Here is a 22,016-nt window from a genome sequence, read left to right as displayed (position 1 = left end):
TATATTATTTTAAGAAAAAATTCAAGGTCTTTAGTTAACAAATAAAAAAAAGATTATACTTTAACCACAATATAATCTTTTAGTGTTTATTATTTTATATTTAATTCTTTTAATGTATCTGAAAGATAACTAATATCTTCAATAGACATTTTTTTTATTTCATTTTTTAAAGTCGTTCGTTTTTTTATAAAGCTATCTCTTTTTAAAGATGAGAATAATGAAAATACCATTATTGGAAGTAATATTAAAAGAGGAAAGGCAATTATTATTGAAGCTGTTTTCAACATATCTAATCCTCCAGCAGAAATTAAAGCAATTGCTAAAAGTGATTGAAAAATTCCCCAGACTAACTTTTTGTAAGCAGGTGGATTTAAATCACCATCTGAAGTCATCATTCCGAGAACATAAGTTGCGGAATCAGCGGATGTTATGAAAAATGACGCAAGTAATAAAATTGCAACTCCACTCATTAACTCTCCAAATTTATATTGTCCAAAAACAAGAAATAGGGTTGTTTCGGTATGTTCAATTGCTACCTGTGCAAACTCTTTTCCCAATGTTATTCCAAGCGTTCCAAAAGCTGAAAACCAAATAAAAGAAACAAGCGATGGGATGACAACAACTCCGATTATAAACTCTCTTATAGTTCTTCCTTTGGATATTCTAGCGATAAAAGTTCCTACAAAAGGGGTCCATGCTACCCAGTTTGACCAATAAAAAATTGTCCAAGATGAGAGCCAAGTTTTATCTCCAAAACTATTGGTTCTTAAACTGATTTTCAAGAAATTATTTAAGTAGTTTCCTAAACTTTCGGAAAAAACATTAAAAATAGAGATTGTTGGTCCAAATATGATAACTATTAAAAGTAATAAAAAAGATATAAAAATGTTTAAATTGGATAGGATTTTAATTCCTTTATCCAAAGAACTTAAAGCAGAGTATATAAAGATTACTGTTACGATAGCTATTATGATTATTTGAGTGGTTATATTGTTTGGAATTTTAAAAAGATAGTTTAACCCGCTGTTGATCTGTAATGCTCCTAGGCCCAAAGTTGTTGCTACTCCAGTTATTGTAGCTAAAACAGCGATGATATCTATCAACATTTTTATTTGATTTTCATATTTAATTCCTTTTAAAATTGGTGAAAATATGGAGCTTATAAGTCCCTTTTCCTCTTTTCTAAATTGGAAATATGCCATTGCTAATGCTAAAAAACTATATATGGCCCACGGATGTATTCCCCAGTGGAAAAAAGATGTACTGAATGCAAAATCTATTGCGGACTTAGAGCCACTCTCAATTCCACCTATTGGATTGATAAAATGAGTCATAGGTTCTGCTACTCCAAAAAAAACTAAACCTACACCCATTCCCGCAGAAAAAAGCATTGAAAACCATGAAATGTTTGAATATTCTGGCTTGGAATTATCTTTTCCTAATCGAATATCGCCGTAACGACTACAGCAAAGGTATAAACATACAAAAGCTATTAACAATACTATTATTAAGTATAAAAATCCAAAATTCGTTATAATGGAGCTTAATAATACTTTTGTTATCTTTTCAAACTCTGTTTTTTTGAACCCAACAATGGTTAAAATTGTAAAAATGATGAAGAATGGGATGTAAAAGATTGGATTTCCTTTTAAAAGACCTCTTTTAGAAATTTTTGTTAAAATTATATTATTTTCTTTGTTCACACTCATGTAAAACCTCCCTTTTTTTAAGTAATAGATATATTTTAACATGGATGATAGGTTTAGTCAAATTTCGCAAAAAAAATAGCTATCAAATATAAAAATTTGATAGCTATTTATCTAAGTTCTAAAAATACGATTCAATAAGATTTCATCTATTTAATGATACCTTTATTACTAAGTAAATTACAACCGCCTTTGTATTCTGGAAAATGATATCTGACAAGGGAAGCGATAAAATACTTATTGATTTTGTTTCTTTTAACAAACAATTTAAATCCTTTGTTAAGCTTGATCTTACTTATTAATTCTGGAATAATAATATTTCCATCATTATCGTTAGAAAAAACTAGATTTTTAAATAATTCTATTTCAGATTCTGTTATATTGACAAATGTTACAAGACCAATATAAGATCTATCAAAGCTGATAATTTTATCAGAATTATCAATAGCATTGTTCAGTGAAACATTCGAATAATTAAGTTTTTCTTGAATATAACTTTTTTCAAGGATTTTACCTTCAGACTCAATAAATTTCTCTAGCTCCTCAACTCTATTAAAACCTTGATCACCGATTGTCAAAACCCTACTATTACCATTTGTAGTAAGATTGAGTTCTTGGGCAAAATGGTATTTAAAAAGAGAATAAAAAACATGATCTGAATAGATACCAATGTTGTTTAATATTTTCTCTAAATTTTTATAAACAGCAATGCTATCAATATAATTTTCATTAAATGAAAGTATTTTATCTTTTAATTTTAAAAAATCAGCAATATTATATTTAATTTTATTGATATGAATATAAGTTCTAGAATCAGTCATTATAATGCCATCTATTCTAGAAAGCAACCCTTCTAGTCTACGTGCTAGATAGACAGCGGAATTATCGTTGATATTTTCAATCTCTTCAAAATATAGGTTATAATCTAATTTAGAATTGATATCTTGAATTATTAATTTTATGGTATTTTCATCCACTCTTAAAGGGTGTGAAACAAGTTTTACAAAATAGAGCTCAAGAATATCTTTATATCCATTATTTTGAACATAATATTTGCCATGTTTCTCATAACCAAGTTTTGTAATAATTTTCTCAATTTCCTCTTGTGTAATCCATTTAAAATTTTTAAAACTACTTCTAATTGTTTTAACATTTTCTGTGGTTAAAATATTTGTGAACTCAAGAGAATAGAATATTTTAAAGAAACGTTCTCTTTTATCAAATAAAAATAAATCTAAAAAGTCAATATAAAAAGGTCTAGAAAAAATTTCATTACGCTTTAAAAAGCTGACTAAAAAATTATAACTAGAACCAAAAAGTCCTAACATCTCCTGAAGAGAGATTTCATCTTTAAAATCAGATTCGATTTTTAATGCGACATTGAGGTTAGTATTTTTAAATATATTGCTTATAATTTGTTTGAGTTTTATCTCTATTTGTCTAGTTCTTTCACGACTAATATTTCTTTGAGTCCCAATCTCTTCAAGAGTTTTATTTTTTTCAAGTCTATCTATTAAAAGTTGAGTGTCCTCTTCTGAAAGAGTTGTTTTAATTTTTTTTAAAGTTTCTTTTAATGGAAGCGTTGTAGTACATATTTCATAGATTCGTTCCAACTCGCTGGTAGAAAGTTTCAACTTCTCGATCTCTTCGATATTATAACTTAAGAATTCTCCAACAGAAATCCCTTCAATATGTTTTATATTGAAAATTATTTTATCTAGACGACAGTTCATAATTATTTTAAATGTTTTTTGTCTTGAAAACCTTTCCATAATTTCAGATAGATCATTTTTTATATCTGAAATTCGTCCAGGGCCAACTCCAGGTACTTTAGAATACTTGGACAATAGCTCCTCGTTTATTTCTGAGAGATAGATTGCATTCTCTTCAATACAAAAGTTTAAAAATTTCAACTTCTTTTCATCCGCATAAATAAATCTATCAATTTTAAGGTAGTTGCACCATAAATTATATGTACTCATCAAATTTCCCTCCCCAAAAAACTCTGCTCCTAATGTAGAACTAGGTTAAAGCCATTATATTTTTCTTTCGGTGTTGTATGATTCATATTTTTCTTTAAATGTATCGATGTCTTTTTGGCTAAAACCAAACTCTAGAAGGCTTTGAAAATCAAAACTCTCCAGCTCTATCATAAATTCGATGTTATTTTCAGATAAAATATTCAAAAGTTTTCTGGACTTTTGATATATTTTAGTCACTTTATCCCCCTTCATAAGGAAGGTTTTAACATCCCATTCAATAACTCCATTCTTATAGTCTAAAAATTTTTTAAGTCCTTCTTGAACATAGCGCTCATTTTTTAAAATTGTTTCAAACATCTCGATCTCTATATTTTGAAGATATTTGATACCAGATTCTAAAAGCTTTTCTCTAATAGCTACAAACTTATTTGCAGAGTAAAAATGATGTAAATCCACAAGAAAAGAGTATTGCCATTGTTCTTTTGGTAAAATTTTGTTAAGTTTAATGAAATTTTCTCTAAGTTTTATCTTTTCTTCTTGTAAATTTCGAAGATTTTTTTCCATAAGCTGCCATTGTTTTGGGTAGTCAGTATTTGGCTTAGACTCCAAAGAAGAGTAGTTGTTTATGAGATTGTCTTTTTCCTCTAATTCCTTTTGAAGATAATTTAACTTTTCATTTAAAGATAAGTTAAGTTTTTCTAGCTCTTTTATATTTTTGTTATTAAATAGCTTAAATAAAAAACTCATCAATTTCCTCCCCTTTAAAATTTAATACTTTGAATGTATAATATACTACTAACTATAATCATTATAATTCATTTTGGGTAAAAATTCAAATTAAAATATAGTATTCTTCAAATATTTGACAATATATAATACATAAAGTAATATATCACTATATAGAAAAAAAACAGGAGGAGTAAATGGTTCAAAAAATAATAATTTATAACTTAGTAGTGCTAACTTTCGATGCTTTTACATATTTTTTTATGAATAATAAATACAGAGGATATTTGGGTGTGAATGATTATTTAAGATTATTTAAAAATCCAACATATAGAAAAAGCTTATTGACAAAAATATTTATAGTAGATTTTGTGGTAATCTTATTTTTTGTACTGTTTAATTGAGAGTGTTAATTGGAATTACGCAAATTATATGTTGATTTATATTTGAAAATAGACTACAATAATAGTATTGAAATTTATAAATTTGGAGGAAAGATGTTAATAAGTAGAGAGGTTGATTATGGTGTAAGAATTGTACTTTTATTGTGTGAAGTAAATAGAAAAATGGATGCAAAGGAAATTTCAGAAATTTCAGGAGTATCTATAAGATTCACACTAAAAATACTTGGAAAATTAACTTCGTCTGACCTAGTAGAATCATTCCGTGGAGCAAAAGGTGGTTACATAGTTTCTAAAAAACCTAAAGAGATAAGTGTATATGATATAGTTAGAGTTTTAGAGGGTGGAATTAAGGTAAATGGTTGTTTTGAAGATAAGACAAGTTGCGCACCTAATAAAATGGCCTTATGTGGATTAAGATGTAAGTTGGAAGAAGTGAGTTTAAAGATAAGAAAAGAGCTACAAGAGGTAACAATGGATAAGCTAGAGAATTGTTCAGGGTATGAAAATTAATTATTATTTTAAATAAAGGGGTAGTAAAAAATGAAGATTTTGAAAACTAAAGGTGTTTGTGCAAAAGAGATAGGGATAAAATTGGATGGAGATATAGTTGAAAAAATAGAATTTTTTGGTGGATGTGATGGGAATACAATAGCTATTGAAAAACTAGTTGAAGGAATGACAATAGAGAATGTAATTAAAAAACTTGAAGGGATCGATTGCTCTGAAAGAGGAACATCTTGCCCAGATCAATTAGCTAAGTTGTTGAAAGAATTAAATTAATATCTAAAAAAAGGAATCTCTTAAATTAAAAAGTATATAATTTGTAATTTGTAATTTAAGGAGGCTTTGAGATGAAAAAATTGATAGTAGCTTCATTGTTGGCAACTTTATTGATTGGGTGTTCTAATATGACATCTAGAGAGAAAAGCACACTGGTTGGAGCAGGAGCAGGAGCTCTTGTTGGATCAGTTATAACTGGGAACTCTAGAGGAGCTCTTATAGGAGCAGGAGTTGGTGCACTTGGTGGTGCAGCGGTGGATAATCAGAATAAACGAGGCAATATATTAGGGAATTAATGTTAGAAAAAAAGTCGGAAGTTTCCGACTTTTTTTTATCTAGTAAATTAGAATTGTTGTAAAAATGTTAAAGCCATTTTAGCAGTGACTATAGTTGTTACAACCAAAAATACAGGTCTGATAAATTTAGTGCCTTTTGACACTGCAACTTTGGCCCCTGTTGTAGCTCCGATTAGCATAACCAATCCAATTGTTAAGGAGTACATATATGCAATTTTTCCAAAATATATAAAAGTTATAACACTGGCGATATTACTGGCTAGATTTAAAAATTTAGAGTTTCCACTGGCTTGGATAAAGTCTAGTTTAAAAATTTTAATGAAAGCAAATATTATAAATGAGCCAGTTCCAGGACCAAAAAATCCATCATAAAATCCAAGAAGTAAAGCCATGACCATCCCAAGCTTTAAAGTTTTAGGATTTGTTCCATTAAATTCACTTTTATCTCCTAAATTTTTGTTTTTTAAAGTATAAAGTAAGACAAACACTAAAAGACTAAATGCCAAAGGATAAAGATATTTAGAATCAATAAGCATGACAGATTTTACTCCTAAAATAGCACCTAAGAAAGAAAAGGGAATGAAATATACAATCAAATTCCAATTTACTTTGCCTGAACGAGCAAATTTCAAGGCGCTTCCAACAGTTGAAAAAGAAGCAGCAAGTTTATTTGTACCAAGAGCTACATGAGGGTCTAGACCAGCTGCCAGAAAAGCAGGCAAACTTATTAACCCCCCACCACCAGCAATAGCGTCAACAAAAGCAGCGCAAAAACATGCGGATGCTAAAAATAAAAAATTAATTAAACTAATTTGAGAAAAAAACGTTTCTATCATAAAGTCCCCCTAATTATTTTGTTAAAGTATATCATTATTTGTTTTTTTTATCAATTTTAAAATGGGGAAAGTTGATAACTTTGACATAACAATTCTTTTTTTATTTTTGTTAGTTTTTTTATCCGAATCTCCTCTTTTAAAGCTAAAGATTTAGAATCAAAAGTAGAAAAAAATTCTATCCGTATCGGTTTTTTTGCCCGCGTATATTTAGCTCCTCTTCCAGAAATATGGGCCTCAAATCGTTTTGTTAGATCTGTTGTTATACCTGTATAGAGGCTGTTGTCCTCACATCTTAAAATATATACGAACCACTTTTTTTTTACTTTTTCCATAAATTGCCCCACCTTTTTATAAATATCTTACCATTATAGTATATCTATAAATTTAGTGAAAGCTTTTTTTCCAAAAACATCTCTTTTAAAAACACCCGCATGCTCTAGAACGGTTAAAAAAACTTTTCCAATCTCTTCTTTTAAAATTGAGGAATCGATAGGAGTAGAGTTATTTTTCATAATGTTTTTAGCCCAATTGTGGTGCTTGGAGAGAATAGGATCATTTTTTAATTTTATATCCCATTCTTTATCGTTTAAATATATTTCAAGAGACTTCATTTCATCTTGTAATCTACCAGGTAAAATAGCTAATCCCATAACTTCAATAAGTCCAATATTTTCTTTTTTGATATTATGAACATCTGAGTGAGGATGAAAAATACCCATAGGATGCTCGTCTGAACATCTATTGTTTCTAAGAGCTAAATCGATTTGAAAACTATTATCAACTTTTCTGGCGATAGGAGTTACTGTATTGTGAGGAATATTATCAGTAAAAGCTAAAATATCACAAGAAAGATCGCTATATGTTTGCCATTTTTTAAAAACATATTCAGTGGCTTTGGAAAGCTCTTCTTTATCTTTAGAAGTTAATCTAATCACTGACATTGGCCAATTAACAATTTCAGCATCCACATTATTAAACTTTTTTATCTTGAAAGATTTTTCTATCGAGGCTTTTTCCATCGGAAAAATATGATTGCCAGCTTGATAATGATCATGGGATAGAATAGAGCCTCCTACAATAGGCAAATCTGCATTCGAACCAATACAGTAATGCGGGAAACTATCAACAAACTCTAAAAGTCTATCAAAAGTATTTTTGCTCATTTTCATTGGTCTGTGTTCTTCACAAAATATTATAGAATGCTCATTGTAGTAAACATATGGTGAGAACTGGAAATACCAGTTTTCATTTTTTAATGTCATGGGGATAACTCTGTGCGTTTGTCTAGCTGGATGATTTAGTCGACCTCTATAGCCAACATTATCTATGCAGAGAAGACAGTTTGGATAAGAAGATTTAGGCATATTTTTTTCACGCTCAATATCTTTGGGATCTTTTTCAGGCTTAGCTAAGTTGATAGTTATTTCAAGATCTCCATATTGTGTTGGCGAAAGCCAATGTAAGTTTTTTTCAATTCTTTTAGCCCGGATATAATTAGTATTTTTTGAAAAATTATAATAATTTTTTGTGGCTAGTTCAGGGGAGTTTTTAAAATCAGTATAAAAATTTTTTATAACTTCACTCGGTCGTGGAGATATACAGTTCATAATTTTTGTATCTAAAAGTTCCATTTCTACAAGGGAATTGTTTATGAACTTATTTCTAACTGCCCATTGACAGATAGCGATTAATAGATCTTCGATATTGTTATCATTTGCTTTAATATTTTCATCTTTCCATTCATCTAAGTTAAGACAATCTAAAATTAAGTTTCTAGAGTAAATTTCATCCTCTTTGTCTATAAATTTTTTATCTATTCCATAGTTGAGAACTTCTTGTATGAGAGAAAAGATAGACATTAAAAATCACCTAACTTTCTAGCTCCATCTCCAGGATTACCGATGTAGAATGTGGCTTCTAAACCCGTTTTTTCTTTATACTTATCTCCAACATTCTGAACAAAATTATCTATACAATTGTTTTTTACAAGGGAAACTGTACATCCACCAAAACCAGCTCCAGTCATTCTTGATCCTATAACCCCATCTTCCTCCCATGCAGCTTGAACTAAGCTATCTAATTCCCAACCTGTAACTTCATAATTATCTCTTAAAGAGATATGTGACTGATTCATAAGTGAACCGAAATTTTCAAGATCTCCATTCTTTAAACTTTTCATAGCTTCTGAGACTCTGTAGTTTTCAGTAACAGCATGTTGTGCTCTAATTTGAGCTTCTTCAGATTTTATAAAATGTTTATATTTCTCAAAAGAAGTGTTGTCCATATCACAAAGAGATGTAATTTTAACCCCATTATTTCTTAGGTCACTTAATGCCTCCTCACAAGAAGATCTTCTTTCGTTGTATTTTGAATCTCCCAATCCTCTTCTTTTATTTGTATTAGCAATTATTATGGAAGAATCTTTAAGTATAAAAGGGGCATATGAATAATCTAAAGTATTACAATCCAAAAGAATAGCATGATTTTTTTTCCCCATTCCAATAGAAAATTGATCCATAATACCGCAATTAACTCCGATGAACTCATTTTCAGCTTTTTGACTTAATTTAACCATCTCTACCATGGAAATATCCAAATTAAAAAGATGTTTTAAAACAACAGCAGTTAGAACTTCTATTGATGCGGATGAAGAAAGTCCAGCACCGTTAGGAATATTTCCAAAAAATAAGATGTCGAACCCAAAATCTATATTGAAATTAGAATCTAGAAATGTCTTTATAACTCCTTTTGGGTAGTTTGCCCAATCATCAGACAGTTTGTAGCATAAGTCAGAAAGAGAAAATTCAACAATACCTAAACTTTTGAAATTTTCAGAAAACATTCTAAATGTTTTATCTTTTCTTTTCTTAACCACGGCATAAGTTCCAAAATCTAAAGCACATGGAAAAACTTTTCCACCATTATAATCGATATGCTCACCAATTAGATTGACTCTTCCAGGTGCAAAAAAAACTTCTACCGAATCATTTGTATCAAACTCTTTTTTAAACCTCTCCACTAAAGTATCTATAATTTTCATAACTCACTCTCCAATCATTTTTATTTGAGTATACTTCAAAAGAGGTTATATTAGAAGAATGAAATTGATTTTTAATATAAACTTATTTAAAAAAGTAAAAAAAGTATGTGCGATAGACATTGACTAAAAAAAATATAAAGGGTATTATAAAAACAAAAGGTTGGGGGGGAATATATGGATTTTACTCATTCTCAATTGAGAATTTTAGAGATGATAAAAAATAAAAAGAGAATATCTAGGAAGAAAATAGCTGAAGAGTTAAGATTAACTCCCGCTGCTATAACAAAATCTATTAATCCACTTTTGAAATTAGGAGTTGTTTTAGAAGATTCGGAGGGGGAATCTACTGGGGGAAGAAAACCGATAGAATTAATTTTGAATAGAGAGTGGCTAGGAGCGGTTTTGGGTATATCGTTAACACCTACAGCCTTAATTATCTCTGTTGGTGATATATCGGGGAATATTTATAAGAGTAAAAGTTATGAAATTTTAGATTCAGATGATTTAGTTAAATTTTTAAAAAAAATTATACGAGAAGAGTTACTTGCAGAACAAAAAATAAAAGTCATATCTTTAGTGCTGACAGGGTTGATCAATTCAGACAATGGAGTATTGATCTTTTCTCCTCACTATAATTGGAAGAAAGTTAATATAAAAGAGTTACTTGGGAAAGAGTTTGAAATTCCGATATTGATAGAAAATGATGTACGAGCTATGGCGTTGAGCGAGAGGTATTTTAACACCTCGAAAGAATCTAATAATTTTGTGGTTTTGAATGTTTCTGAGGGGATAGGAAGCTCGATTTTCGTAGGTGAAGATTTATTAGCAGGCTATGGTTTTATGTCTGGAGAAATAGGGCATGTAGTTATGGATAGATCTAGTTTAAGAAAATGTTCTTGTGGGAAAAGAGGATGTTTAGAAGCAGAAGCATCAAACAAAGCGATAATAAATAAGATATTTTCAATGATTAAACTAAATAATTATAGCAGTTTGAAAGAACGGTTAAAACAGAATGGCGAAATTAATATAAATGATATTGTTGAAGCGGTAAATAAAAGAGACTTTCTGAGCACAAAAGTAGCAACAGAGGCTATAGTGATAATAGCTCATAGTATAGATATGATTATTTCCATACTAAATCCAGAAAAAATAATTTTATTTGGAGAGTTGTTTAATGAAAAGTACCTGTTGAACACTTTAAAATTAGAGTTACAAAAAGTGACTTTAGAGGAACAAAAATATGAGCTTGTTGTATCAAAGCTATTGGAAGAGATACACATATACAATCCTTTAGCTGTTGTAATACATAATATTTTTAGAAAAAATATTTGGAGGAGATAGGTATGGAGTTGAAAATATCAATATTTGGGAAAACATCTGATGGAGAAGACGTTCTTTTGTATAACTTTTTAAATGAATATATAGACGTTGAGATATTATCATATGGTGGGATTATAAAAAGTTTAAAGGTACCAGATAGATACGGGATATTTGAAAATGTTGTTCTAGGTTATGAAAGTTTCAGAGAATATGAAAATGATTTGTGCCATCATGCTTGTATAACTGGAAGAGTTGCTGGAAGAACAAAAGATGCAGTACTAGAAATAAACGAAAAGAAATATCCCCTTTCTAAAAATAATGGAAAAAATAATCTTCACGGTGGAGAAAATACAATTCATAATAGGAATTGGAGGGCATGTGGAGAAGTTGTAGACAATGAGGGTATTTTAACATTGGAAACTTTCAGTCCTCATTTGGAGGAGGGTTTTCCTGGGAATGTTGAATTTAAAGTGATCTACAGAATTCAAAAAAATAAATTGGTGATTGAATATGTAGGGTATCCAGATAGAGAGACGTATTTAAATTTAACAAATCATGCTTATTTTAATCTTTCTGGAAATGCTAAAGAAAAAATACTATTTCAAGAGGTTTTAATAAATGGAATAGGATATGGAAAAGTTGATAATGAAACACTCCCAGTATCTGTGGAGAAAGAGGATTTATTTGTAAAAATGTCTAAATATTCAAAGTTAAATGATATAGTAAAATCTAAACACTCACAAGTGGAGATAGTAGGTGGCGGGATTGATCACCCCTTTATTTTATCTAAATTAGACAACTATGACGTTTCTCTAAAAGATGAAAAGAGTGGTAGAGTTTTATTTGTAAAAAGTGATCAGCCTGTAGCAGTAATATATACGGGGAATTTTTTAGAGGAAAAATATAATGGGATATGTTTTGAAATGCAAGATTATCCAGATATTCAAAATTTTATGCCTACAAAAATAAAAATCTATAATAAAAGCAAACCATATCAACAAAATACAGAGTTTTTGTTCGATATACTATAAAAAAGTTTTAAAAATAATCAAAAAACTTGAAAAAAAATAAAAAGAGTGTATAATATCCTCATATTTAGTAAATATAAAAGGAGGAATTATTAATATGGCAGAAGTAATATTAAAAAATGTTGAAAAAAGTTATCCTAATGGATTTAAAGCAGTTCACGGAATTGATCTTGAGATTAAAGATGGAGAGTTTATGGTTTTTGTTGGACCATCAGGATGTGCAAAATCAACAACACTTAGAATGGTAGCTGGATTAGAAGAGATTACAGGTGGAGAAGTTTTTATAGGAGATAAGCTCGTTAATGATTTACCTCCAAAAGATAGAGGGATTGCAATGGTGTTTCAAAACTATGCGCTATATCCTCATATGACAGTTTATGATAATATGGCCTTTGGATTAAAAATGGCTAAAGTTCCAAAGGGAGAGATTGATAAAAGAGTTAGAGAAGCTGCTGATAAATTGGAGATAACAGATTTATTGGATAGAAAACCTAAAGAGATGTCAGGTGGGCAAAGGCAGAGGGTCGCTGTAGGAAGAGCAATTGTTAGAAAACCGGATGTATTTTTATTTGATGAACCACTATCAAATTTAGATGCAAAACTGAGAGTTTCCATGAGGGTGAGAATTACACAGCTTCATAAGCAATTGAAAGAAGAGGGGCAAAATGCAACTATGATTTACGTAACTCATGATCAGGTTGAGGCCATGACTATGGGAGATAGAATCTGTGTGTTGAATTATGGTAAAATTATGCAAGTGGATACACCATTAAATCTTTATAATAAGCCCTCAAATAAATTTGTAGCTGGGTTTATAGGCTCTCCGGCAATGAATATTGTAAAGGCAAAACTTATTGGAGAAAATGATTCTATTTACGTAGAATTATCAAATAAAGATAGAATAAAACTACCAAAAGAGAAAGCGGATAAGGTCCAAGAGCAAGTTGGAAAAGACGTATGGTTTGGTATAAGACCAGAAAATATTGGAAATAAAAATATGGAGTTAAATGAGAGTGAAAAATATATCTCAGGAAAGATAAATATAGTAGAACAGATGGGAAATGAAGAGTTCATCTATTTTATGATTGGCGATACACAATATACATCAAGAATACCTGTAGAGAAATCGACGGGAGCTAATTTTAATCAAAACGAATATTTTTATTTTGATATGAATAAATGTCATATATTTGATATTAAAACTGAAAAAAACATTACAATTTAATATGTAAAAAACAAATTAAAGAGAGACTTTGAAAAAAAGTCTCTCTTTGTTTAATTACGAAAACCAAATGTTGATAAAGTGATTGAAGTTTGAACAGGAAAATGATATAATTCAGTAATTGTGTAAAAAAGGATAGTTAGGAGAGAAAAGGTATGAATGACTGTGTAATTTTAAAAGGAAAAAAAGACAGATTAATTGTACAATTAGACAGCAATATTGATTTTGGATCTTTAAAAGATAAGTTTTCTGAAAAGATTAAACAGGCAGAATCATTTATAGGGAGTGCGAAAATAGCTATAGAATTTACTAATAGAAAATTAACTGAAGTAGAAGAAAATATTTTAATAAATATAATAAATAAAGAGACTAGCATAGAGATAGCATTTATTTTTTCCGAAAAATCAATTTTTTCTGAATTGCCTACAACAAAGTTACTTTTTAATTCAATAAAAGATGTTACAGATGAAGGGGCGACAAAATTTTATAAAGGGACTCTTCGTTCTGGGCACAATCTTGAATTTGATGGAAATGTTGTTGTTTTAGGAGATGTAAATCCAGGGGCTGTCATAAAATCAAAAGGGAATGTGCTTGTTTTGGGTTATCTAAATGGGACTGTTTATGCTGGAGAGGATGAGGGAACAGAGGCATTTGTAGGAGCTTTTTCATTAAATCCAATTCAAATAAAAATAGGACAGATAATAGCTAAAAATCCGAGTTCAAATATATTAGATGCAAATAAAGTAAAGAAAACAACTGATTTTGAAATTGCATTTTTAAAAGATGGGAATATATTTATAGAAAAATTTAACAAGACTACTTTAGATTACATGGTAAAAATATAAGGAAAAGGGAGGAATTATGGGAAAAGTTATAGTAATTACTTCAGGAAAAGGCGGAGTAGGAAAGACAACAAGTAGTGCTAATTTAGGTGCAGCTTTAGCTATGCAAAATCAGAAGACGCTTTTAATTGATACAGATATTGGATTAAGAAATTTAGATGTTGTGATGGGATTAGAGAATAGAATAGTATATGATTTGATAGATATTATAGAGGGGAACTGTAAACCAAGACAAGCAATCATTAAGGATAAAAGAAATGAGAATTTACATCTTTTGCCAGCTGCTCAGTCAAAAGATAAAAATGCAGTAACACCTGAACAAATGAAAGAGTTAATAGAGTCTTTAAAAGAGGAGTTTGACTATATTTTAGTTGATTGTCCTGCAGGAATAGAGCAAGGTTTTAAAAATGCTATCGCAGCAGCAGAGGAAGCTTATGTAGTGACAACACCTGAAATTTCAGCTGTTAGAGATGCAGATCGTATTATTGGATTACTAGAGGCAAATGAAATAAGAAATCCAAAACTGATTGTAAATCGTTTGAGAGTAGATATGGTTAGAGATGGAAATATGCTTAGTGTGCAGGATGTCACAGATATTTTAGGAATAAAGCCTATTGGAATAGTACCAGATGATGAAAATATAGTTATATCTACAAATAAAGGAGAACCTTTGGTATACAGAGGAGATTCTTTAGCAGCAAAAGCTTATACAAATATAGCGACAAGAACTTTAGGGCAGACTGTTGAATTTTTAGATTTAGATCCTAAAGTTAGTTTTTTCCATAAAATAAAAGAAATATTTAAAAAGTAAGGAGGGAGAAAGATGGGAATTTTAAATTTCTTTAACAAAGAGAAGTCTAGCTCAGTGGCTAAGGATCGATTAAAATTAGTTTTAATTCATGATAGAGCTATGTTGTCTCCTAAGGTACTTGAAATGTTGAAAGATGAACTTATTGCAGTGATTTCAAAATATGTGGATATTGACAGAGAAGCTTTGAATATAGAGGTTTCTCAAGAGTCAGAAGTAGGAAGAGAAACAGCGTTAATTGCAAATATACCGATAAGAATAAAAAAATAGTACTTTTAAGTACTATTTTTTTTTAATATCTATAAAAGAGGTGAGTTATGATTTATGATTGTATTGTAATTGGAAGTGGTGCGGCTGGATTAACAGTATCTTTTGGATTAAAAACAGCTGGAAAAAAAATACTGATAATTGAAAGAGATGAGCCAGGTGGAGAGTGTACTTGGAATGGTTGCATACCTTCTAAAAGTTTTATTTCATATTCAAAAACAGGGATAGATCTAAAAGTTGCTTTAGAAAAAGTAAGGGAAAAAATATTTGAGATAGCCAGAGCAGAAAATTCAGATGTGATCATGAAAAAAGGGATTGATTTTGTAAAAGGAAAAGCTGTTTTTATATCTAAAACCGAGGTGAAGGTTAATGGGGAAATATATAGTGGGAAAAATATAGTTATAGCCACAGGGAGCAGACCGTACATACCTAAAATAAGCGGATTGGAAAAAGTAGAATTTCTGACAAATGAAAACTTTTTTAAAGAGACAGATAACTTTAAAAGTATTGTGATGATTGGTGGTGGAGTGATATCTTTAGAGTTATCGTTTGCTTTGAAAAAATTTGGTATAGATGTAACTATATTGGAACTTGGAAAAAGATTTCTTCCGATGGAGGATATTGAAGTAGGAGATTTTTATAAGGAGAAGTTATCCCAAGAGGGAATAAAATTAATATTGGATTGTGGTGAGATAAAGATTGAAAAACATGGAGAGAAGACTGTCGTAAAATGTGCTGAGAGAGAATTTGAAACAGAAAAATTATTTTTATCAGTTGGAAGAGCAGCTAATTTAGAAGAGCTGGATTTAGAAAAAATTGGAATTAAATTTGATAAAAAAGGAATTTTTGTGAACAAATATCTTCAGACAACAGTAAAAGAGGTATATGCAGTTGGAGATGTTGTAGGACCGTATAGGTTTTCTCATATTGCAGGATACCATGGTGAGATAGTAATAAGAAATATAATTTTTCCATATATAAAGAAAAAAGCTGAGTATGAAAATATATCTTGGGCTATCTTTAGCAATCCGGAATTTTCAAGAGTTGGGATGAGTGAAGAGGAGGCGAGGAGTAAAAATTTAAGAATTAGAGTTTACACTCTTTTAGAAAGTGAAAATGATAGAAGTATTGTGTCTCTTGAAAATCAATTTAAGTTAAAAGTAATTTGTGATAGTAAATTTAATATCTTGGGAGCCAGTTGTATTGGTGAAAGAGCAGGTGAAATAATAAATTTACTTCAACTTTTAAAAAGTCAAAATTTAAAATTTTATAAAATGGTAAATTCAGTACAAGCGTATCCAACATATGGAGATTCAGTAAGAAAACTTGCGAAAAAAGCTTATGGAGATTATTTGAAAGAAATAATATCATTTAAACTATAAAGCACAAGATATGATAGTTAGATTTTTGGGGGGAAGAAATGAAAAAAGAAAATTCGAGTAAGTTATTATTACTGTTGGTGGCTATGATATGGGGGAGTGGGTTTCCAGCAACAAAAATAATTTTAGAAAGTGGAATAAAACCTTTTGAATTTTTAGCAATTAGATTTTTTATAACAGCTTTAATAATGGTAGTAATTATGAAAATAAAAAAAATAAAGGTGAAAAAAGATGAGCTTATAATTGGAGGAGTCGCAGGAATTATACTTTTTGCTGCTTTTAGTTTTCAAACGATAGGATTGGTTTATACAACATCTTCTAAAAATGCATTTATAACTGGAGCAAATGTTATATTTGTTCCATATATAACATGGATACTGACTAAACAAAAACCTAAGTTAATCTATTATGTATCCTCTGTAATCTGTTTTTTAGGAATAGGAGTTTTATCTTTTGAGAATAATTTAGCAATTAATTTTGGGGATTTTCTAACATTTTTATGTGCGATATGTTTTGCTCTTCAGATATCTGCAATAGGGAGTAAAATTAAAGGAAGAAATCCGTTTGCAATAAATACATTCCAGATGTTATCAGCAGGAATAGTTTCAATTGTTGCGAATATACTTTTTGAAAATACCACAATTTTGACAAGGGATTATGATTTAAAGCAGATGATAGCACTTATTTATATAATAACTTTTAATACATTTATTTGCTATTCTATTCAGACATTTGCTCAAAAAGATATAGAACCATCTAAAGTATCTCTTATACTTACAACTGAGATAATATTTGGTGCTATTTTTTCAGTTCTTATACTGGGAGATAAGTTAAATCTCCAGCTTGTTATAGGTGGTCTTTTAATATTTCTATCAATAATTTTAACAGAGTTACGAAAAAGTTGAAATAGGAGGCAGATATGAGTCATATAGTAGGAAAATCCGCATATAAAAGTTTGGAGGAGAGATTAAACAGATTCCCTCAAGGAGCACCACCATCAAAAGTTTTATACCAAATCTTAGAGATTCTTTTTTCAGAGAAAGAAGCATCTCTTGTAGCTCAACTTCCAATAAAACCATTCACTTTAAAAAAAGCAGCCACAATATGGAAAATATCGGAAAAAGATGCTAAAAATATTTTGGATGGATTGGCCTCTAAAGCTATAATTTTAGATATTGTTCAAAAAGGTGTTCAAACATATATATTGCCCCCACCTATGGCAGGATTTATAGAGTTTTCAATGATGAGAACTAGAGGAGACATAGACCAGCATCTTTTGGGAGAATTACTCTATCAGTATATGAATGTGGAGGAAGATTTTATAAAAGATCTTTTTTATAGTACTGAAACAAAGTTGGGAAGAGTTTTTGTAAATGAGGATGCTTTAAAAAAATCTGAAGATTCAAAAGAGTTGGAAAATCTAGTACAAATTTTGGATTATGAAAGAGCTTCACATATCATCGGGAGTTCTGAACATATGGGAGTAAGTATGTGCTATTGTAGACATAAAATGCAGCATGTAGGAAAAGCATGTGATGCACCTATGGATATTTGTATGACATTTGGAAATGTAGCTAACTCCTTAATAAACAACGGTTATGCAAGAAGAGTTGATAAAATAGAGGGAATAGATTTGCTTCAACAAGCATATGAAAGCAATTTAGTTCAATGTGGAGAGAATGTTAGAGAAGGAGTCACATTTATATGTAACTGCTGTGGATGTTGCTGTGAAGCACTTGTGGCTGCTAAAAAATTTGGAGTACTTCACCCTGTTGAAACAACAAGTTTTATACCTAAAATAAATTATGAAACATGTATAAATTGTGGGAAATGTTTTAAAACTTGTCCAGTAAATGCAATAAAAAAAGAAAATGGAGTTGTAGTTATTCAAGAAGAACTATGCTTAGGATGTGGAGTTTGTGGGAGAATATGCCCTAAGAATTGTATATTATTGATGCCCAGAGAAAATAAAATTATTACTCCTATAAACTCTGTCCATAGATCTGTTCTTATGGCAATAGAAAAAGGGATGTTACAAGATTTAATTTTTGATAATAAAGCTCTCTATAGCCATAGAGCTATGGCTGCAATATTAGGTACAATTTTAAAACTATCATCTGTTCAAAAAATAATGGCAAGTGAGCAAATCAGGTCAATTTATTTAGAAAAATTACTGAAAAACAGTTGAAAATATTGATAAAAAATTCATTATGTGATATTATAATTGTTGAATAATAATTCAATAAAAAGAGAAGAGGTCATAATGAAAAACAAAAGAAATGTACTAACAATAGTTTTAACGAGCTTAATTATGCTAGCTTGTGGAGCAAAAGAAAAATCAATAATCGGAAAAGGAAATGGATTTTCTGGAGAAGTGAAAGTAAATGTAATAACAGAAAATGACAAAATAAAAGAGTTAGAGTTAGTTGAAGATAATGAAACATCTCACATAATTTCAAGAGCTTTTCCAATTTTGAAAGAGCGAATATTGAAGGAACAATCACCAATTGTTGATAATGTTTCAGGAGCAACATACACGTCACTAGGAATTAAAAGAGCTATAGCTGCAGCGTTAAAAGAAGGTGGTAAAGATTTTGGAAGAATTACAATAAGGACTAAAGGACCAGAAAAGCCTGTGACTAACTTAGAACCTATAATGACAGATTTAGTTATTGTGGGAGGAGGACCAGCTGGATTAGCTGCTGCAATTACTGCAAAAGAGAATGGTTTAAATAATATAATTTTAATTGAGAAGTTAGATATTTTAAGTGGAAATGGAAAGTATGATATGAACTTTTATGATCTGATAAATTCTGAAGCAGAAAAAAAAGCCGGTGTAGAAGATTCTGTTGAAAAGTTAATAAAAGATAATACAAATCCGATGGATACGCTAGAAAGAACAAGAGCTCAAGCTGAAGGAGCTATAAAACTTGATTCTTGGTTAAGAGATATGGGAATAAAACTTAACCATTACTATGGTAAAAGAGGACATATGGCTGAAAAAGATGCCTATGCGGGAGAAGAAGTTCAAAATGGAATGGAAGCAAAAGTAAAAAGTTTAGGAATTGATGTTAGAACAGGAACAAAAGGAACAGACTTAATCGTTAAAGATGGAGCGATTACAGGGGTAAAGGTTCAAAATGGAAATACTTTTTATGATATCCATTCAAAGGCAATTATAGTTGCAACTGGAGGATTTTCTTCAAATAAAGAATTACTTGCAAAATATTCACCAGGAACAGAAAAATTTCAAACATCAAATCAGTTAGGAGCAACGGGTGATTTTATCCCTGTATTTGAAAAAAATAATATAAAATTAGAAAATCTAGAGGAGTTAAATTTATTTCCATTTATAATTAGATCTACCAGAGATTTAACAGGTGGTGGAGATGGGTTTATGCTTGTAAACTCAACAGGAAAAAGATTTATGAGCGAGAGTATATCTAAAAATAAGAGATTTGAAGCCGCAAATACAATTTTAGCTCAACCGGAAGGGAAAGCTTTTTATATATATGATCAAAATTTATACAATTCTAGTTACCGTTTACAGAAACATGTGGCAAAAGGATATCATATAAAAGCTGATACAATCGAGGAGTTAGCAAAAAAATTAGGAGTTCCTTCGCAGGAATTAGTTGAAACTAGAGATAGTTTTAATAATGCAGTTCGTGGAGAAATTAAAGATGAATTTAGAGATAAACCATTTAAAAGAGAATTTAAAATGGAAGGACCTTATTATGGGGTTCAAGTTGAATCAGCAGTACATATGACAAGAGGTGGAGTAGCCGCTAATGAAAAAACAGAAGTTATAGATATTGAAGGAGATGTTGTTCCTGGGTTATATGCAGCGGGAGAAGTTACCAACAGTAGTGCTGCATATAGTGCGTCTGTAATATTTGGTCGTATAGCTGGAGAAAATGCAGTAAAATATATAAAGAAATAGACAAAAAACCTATCTGAATTTTTTAGATAGGTTTTTTATTTTTGATAAATTTCAATTGTAAAGTGTATTAACCTTTGCCCATTGACTTTTATAAAAAAATAAAGTACATAGAATACTAAGTAAAATTTTTATAAAAGAAAAGGGAGGGATTTATGAATTTTTCAAGTGATAATTTTGGATTTTTAATTAACTTTAATATGATTGGAACATTAGCAATAGGCTTAGTATCTTTATATATAGGATTATATATAAAGAATAATTTTAAATTTTTTAATAAATTTGGAATACCTGCCCCAGTTATAGGAGGAATACTCTTTGCGGTAGTTCATCTATTTATTAGAGAGTTAGGGATAGGGAGTATAAAATATGATACAACTCTTCAAGATCCTTTCATGGTAGTATTTTTTACAACGATTGGAATAGGGTCATCTATTAGTGCATTAAAAAAAGGTGGGAAACTTTTAGTAATATTTTGGTTATTAAGTGGTATAATGACTTTTATGCAAACTGTTATTGGGGTGGGAATTGCTAAAGCAACAAATATCCACCCCTTATATGGAGTTTTAGCAGGGTCTGTTTCTATGAGTGGGGGGCATGGATCAGCAGGAGCTTTTGGAAAAACAGTCGAGCAATTAGGTGTTATGGGTGCAAGTACTATGGCACTTTCTTCTGCAACATTTGGACTGTTAGCAGGAGGACTTTTAGGAGCACCTCTAGCTTTATATTTAATAAGAAAAAATAATTTAAAGGCAATAAATATAGTAGGAAAAGATGATGTAAATTTTGAAGAGAATTCTTCACATCAAAATATAACAGCAGATGAGCTTTTAAAGCATGTTGCAATTCTTTCGGTAATTATGATGGTTGGAACATCATTTTCATCTTTGTTAAAAACAAAATTTGATTTAGCTCTTCCGTCCTATGTTGGGGCTATGTTTGTTGCAATAGTTTTTAATAATTTCAATGTAAAATATAATTTTGTTAAAATAAATAGAAGTTTGATAGATATACTAGGAATAACATCTTTAAATATATTTTTGTCTATGGCTTTAATCTCTTTAAGGTTGTGGGAGTTAGCATCGTTAGCCATACCAATGTTTTTAATTTTATTTGCCCAAGTTTTATTTATGGCTTTTTTTACAAGTCAGGTTTTATTTAAAGTGATGGGGAAAGATTATGATGCGGCTGTAATGGTTTCGGGGATGTGTGGTTCAGGATTAGGGGCTACAACCAATGCTATGCTAAATATGGGAGAGGTTTCTGAAAGACACGGATATACGGTTAATCCGTATTTAATAGTGACTCTGACTGGAGCTTTTTTAATAGATATATTTCAAATGCCAATAATTATTGGTGCAATAAATATGTTTAAATAATAAATTTTCTGAAAAAAGGAGGCTTATTCTGAAAAAATTAGGAATATTATTAGTATTTATA

General features: G+C 30.0%; 22 protein-coding genes. 15 read left to right on the top strand and 7 right to left on the bottom strand.

Annotation, left to right across the window (positions count from 1 at the left end):
* Positions 1–89: 89 nt before the first annotated feature.
* The 3 genes from Q0V67_RS03895 to Q0V67_RS03885 form a co-directional block, all read right to left on the bottom strand.
* Positions 90–1,709 (bottom strand): BCCT family transporter, encoded by a 1,620-nt coding sequence (locus tag Q0V67_RS03895; protein ID WP_297597232.1) that lies wholly within the window; start codon positions 1,707–1,709, stop codon positions 90–92.
* A 146-nt stretch (positions 1,710–1,855) separates the two neighbouring features.
* On the bottom strand, positions 1,856–3,688 hold the full coding sequence (locus Q0V67_RS03890) for a sigma factor-like helix-turn-helix DNA-binding protein (protein ID WP_297597230.1): 1,833 nt from the start codon (positions 3,686–3,688) through the stop codon (positions 1,856–1,858).
* Between the two features lie 54 nt (positions 3,689–3,742).
* Positions 3,743–4,435, bottom strand: a complete 693-nt coding sequence (locus Q0V67_RS03885) for a hypothetical protein (protein ID WP_297597228.1) — start codon at positions 4,433–4,435, stop codon at positions 3,743–3,745.
* Positions 4,436–4,611: 176 nt separating this feature from the next.
* Between Q0V67_RS03885 and Q0V67_RS03880 the strand changes: the two genes are divergently transcribed.
* The 4 genes from Q0V67_RS03880 to Q0V67_RS03865 all read left to right on the top strand — a co-directional run bounded on the left by Q0V67_RS03880 (position 4,612) and on the right by Q0V67_RS03865 (position 5,894).
* A complete protein-coding gene (locus Q0V67_RS03880; RefSeq protein WP_297597226.1) occupies positions 4,612–4,818 on the top strand; it encodes a hypothetical protein in 207 nt (68 codons plus the stop codon).
* A gap of 93 nt (positions 4,819–4,911) precedes the next feature.
* Positions 4,912–5,328, top strand: coding sequence for an Rrf2 family transcriptional regulator (locus Q0V67_RS03875; RefSeq protein WP_297597224.1), 417 nt, complete (start codon positions 4,912–4,914; stop codon positions 5,326–5,328).
* Between the two features lie 30 nt (positions 5,329–5,358).
* On the top strand, positions 5,359–5,598 hold the full coding sequence (locus Q0V67_RS03870) for a TIGR03905 family TSCPD domain-containing protein (RefSeq protein WP_297597221.1): 240 nt from the start codon (positions 5,359–5,361) through the stop codon (positions 5,596–5,598).
* Positions 5,599–5,669: 71 nt separating this feature from the next.
* Positions 5,670–5,894: a YMGG-like glycine zipper-containing protein gene (locus tag Q0V67_RS03865; RefSeq protein ID WP_297597219.1), complete on the top strand. Its 225-nt coding sequence runs from the start codon at positions 5,670–5,672 to the stop codon at positions 5,892–5,894.
* 47 nt (positions 5,895–5,941) lie between these two features.
* Here the strand turns inward: Q0V67_RS03865 and Q0V67_RS03860 are convergent, their stop codons facing one another.
* From Q0V67_RS03860 to Q0V67_RS03845, 4 genes are read right to left on the bottom strand one after another with little or no spacing between them, the layout of a single operon-like run.
* Positions 5,942–6,730 (bottom strand): TSUP family transporter, encoded by a 789-nt coding sequence (locus tag Q0V67_RS03860; RefSeq protein ID WP_297597217.1) that lies wholly within the window; start codon positions 6,728–6,730, stop codon positions 5,942–5,944.
* A gap of 56 nt (positions 6,731–6,786) precedes the next feature.
* The gene (locus tag Q0V67_RS03855; RefSeq protein WP_297597215.1) at positions 6,787–7,062 is read right to left on the bottom strand and encodes a GIY-YIG nuclease family protein; all 276 of its coding nucleotides are present in this window, start codon (positions 7,060–7,062) and stop codon (positions 6,787–6,789) included.
* Positions 7,063–7,095: 33 nt separating this feature from the next.
* Positions 7,096–8,589 (bottom strand): UDP-glucose--hexose-1-phosphate uridylyltransferase, encoded by a 1,494-nt coding sequence (gene galT, locus Q0V67_RS03850; protein WP_297597214.1) that lies wholly within the window; start codon positions 8,587–8,589, stop codon positions 7,096–7,098.
* Positions 8,589–9,764: a galactokinase gene (locus Q0V67_RS03845; RefSeq protein ID WP_297597270.1), complete on the bottom strand. Its 1,176-nt coding sequence runs from the start codon at positions 9,762–9,764 to the stop codon at positions 8,589–8,591. The genes galT and Q0V67_RS03845 overlap by 1 nt, the downstream gene beginning before the upstream one ends.
* A gap of 180 nt (positions 9,765–9,944) precedes the next feature.
* Here Q0V67_RS03845 and Q0V67_RS03840 point away from each other — a divergent pair, with 180 nt between their 5' ends.
* The 11 genes from Q0V67_RS03840 (at position 9,945) to gltS (ending at position 21,955) form a co-directional block, all read left to right on the top strand.
* On the top strand, positions 9,945–11,111 hold the full coding sequence (locus Q0V67_RS03840; protein ID WP_297597212.1) for an ROK family transcriptional regulator: 1,167 nt from the start codon (positions 9,945–9,947) through the stop codon (positions 11,109–11,111).
* Between the two features lie 2 nt (positions 11,112–11,113).
* Complete coding sequence (locus Q0V67_RS03835; RefSeq protein ID WP_297597211.1) at positions 11,114–12,121, top strand: aldose epimerase family protein; 1,008 nt, start codon at positions 11,114–11,116, stop codon at positions 12,119–12,121.
* A 94-nt stretch (positions 12,122–12,215) separates the two neighbouring features.
* Positions 12,216–13,343: a sn-glycerol-3-phosphate ABC transporter ATP-binding protein UgpC gene (ugpC, locus tag Q0V67_RS03830; RefSeq protein WP_297597209.1), complete on the top strand. Its 1,128-nt coding sequence runs from the start codon at positions 12,216–12,218 to the stop codon at positions 13,341–13,343.
* A 152-nt stretch (positions 13,344–13,495) separates the two neighbouring features.
* Positions 13,496–14,185 carry a septum site-determining protein MinC gene (locus Q0V67_RS03825; protein ID WP_297597207.1) on the top strand — a complete coding sequence of 230 codons (690 nt, stop codon included), beginning with the start codon at positions 13,496–13,498 and terminating at the stop codon, positions 14,183–14,185.
* Positions 14,186–14,201: 16 nt separating this feature from the next.
* Positions 14,202–14,993, top strand: coding sequence for a septum site-determining protein MinD (gene minD / locus Q0V67_RS03820; protein WP_297597205.1), 792 nt, complete (start codon positions 14,202–14,204; stop codon positions 14,991–14,993).
* A gap of 12 nt (positions 14,994–15,005) precedes the next feature.
* Positions 15,006–15,260, top strand: coding sequence for a cell division topological specificity factor MinE (gene minE / locus Q0V67_RS03815; RefSeq protein ID WP_297597204.1), 255 nt, complete (start codon positions 15,006–15,008; stop codon positions 15,258–15,260).
* A 47-nt stretch (positions 15,261–15,307) separates the two neighbouring features.
* A complete protein-coding gene (locus tag Q0V67_RS03810) occupies positions 15,308–16,639 on the top strand; it encodes an NAD(P)/FAD-dependent oxidoreductase (protein ID WP_297597202.1) in 1,332 nt (443 codons plus the stop codon).
* Between the two features lie 38 nt (positions 16,640–16,677).
* Positions 16,678–17,541 (top strand): DMT family transporter, encoded by an 864-nt coding sequence (locus Q0V67_RS03805; RefSeq protein ID WP_297597201.1) that lies wholly within the window; start codon positions 16,678–16,680, stop codon positions 17,539–17,541.
* Positions 17,542–17,555: 14 nt separating this feature from the next.
* Positions 17,556–18,824 (top strand): 4Fe-4S dicluster-binding protein, encoded by a 1,269-nt coding sequence (locus Q0V67_RS03800; RefSeq protein WP_297597200.1) that lies wholly within the window; start codon positions 17,556–17,558, stop codon positions 18,822–18,824.
* 75 nt (positions 18,825–18,899) lie between these two features.
* Positions 18,900–20,579, top strand: coding sequence for an FAD-binding protein (locus Q0V67_RS03795; RefSeq protein WP_297597199.1), 1,680 nt, complete (start codon positions 18,900–18,902; stop codon positions 20,577–20,579).
* A gap of 152 nt (positions 20,580–20,731) precedes the next feature.
* Positions 20,732–21,955, top strand: a complete 1,224-nt coding sequence (gene gltS / locus Q0V67_RS03790) for a sodium/glutamate symporter (RefSeq protein ID WP_297597198.1) — start codon at positions 20,732–20,734, stop codon at positions 21,953–21,955.
* Positions 21,956–22,016: the final 61 nt, after the last annotated feature.

This window comes from uncultured Cetobacterium sp., from assembly GCF_947072685.1.
GTDB lineage: Bacteria > Fusobacteriota > Fusobacteriia > Fusobacteriales > Fusobacteriaceae > Cetobacterium_A.
The sequence above is the reverse complement of the archived record's forward strand: the minus strand, read 5'-3'. Positions and strand labels throughout refer to the sequence as shown.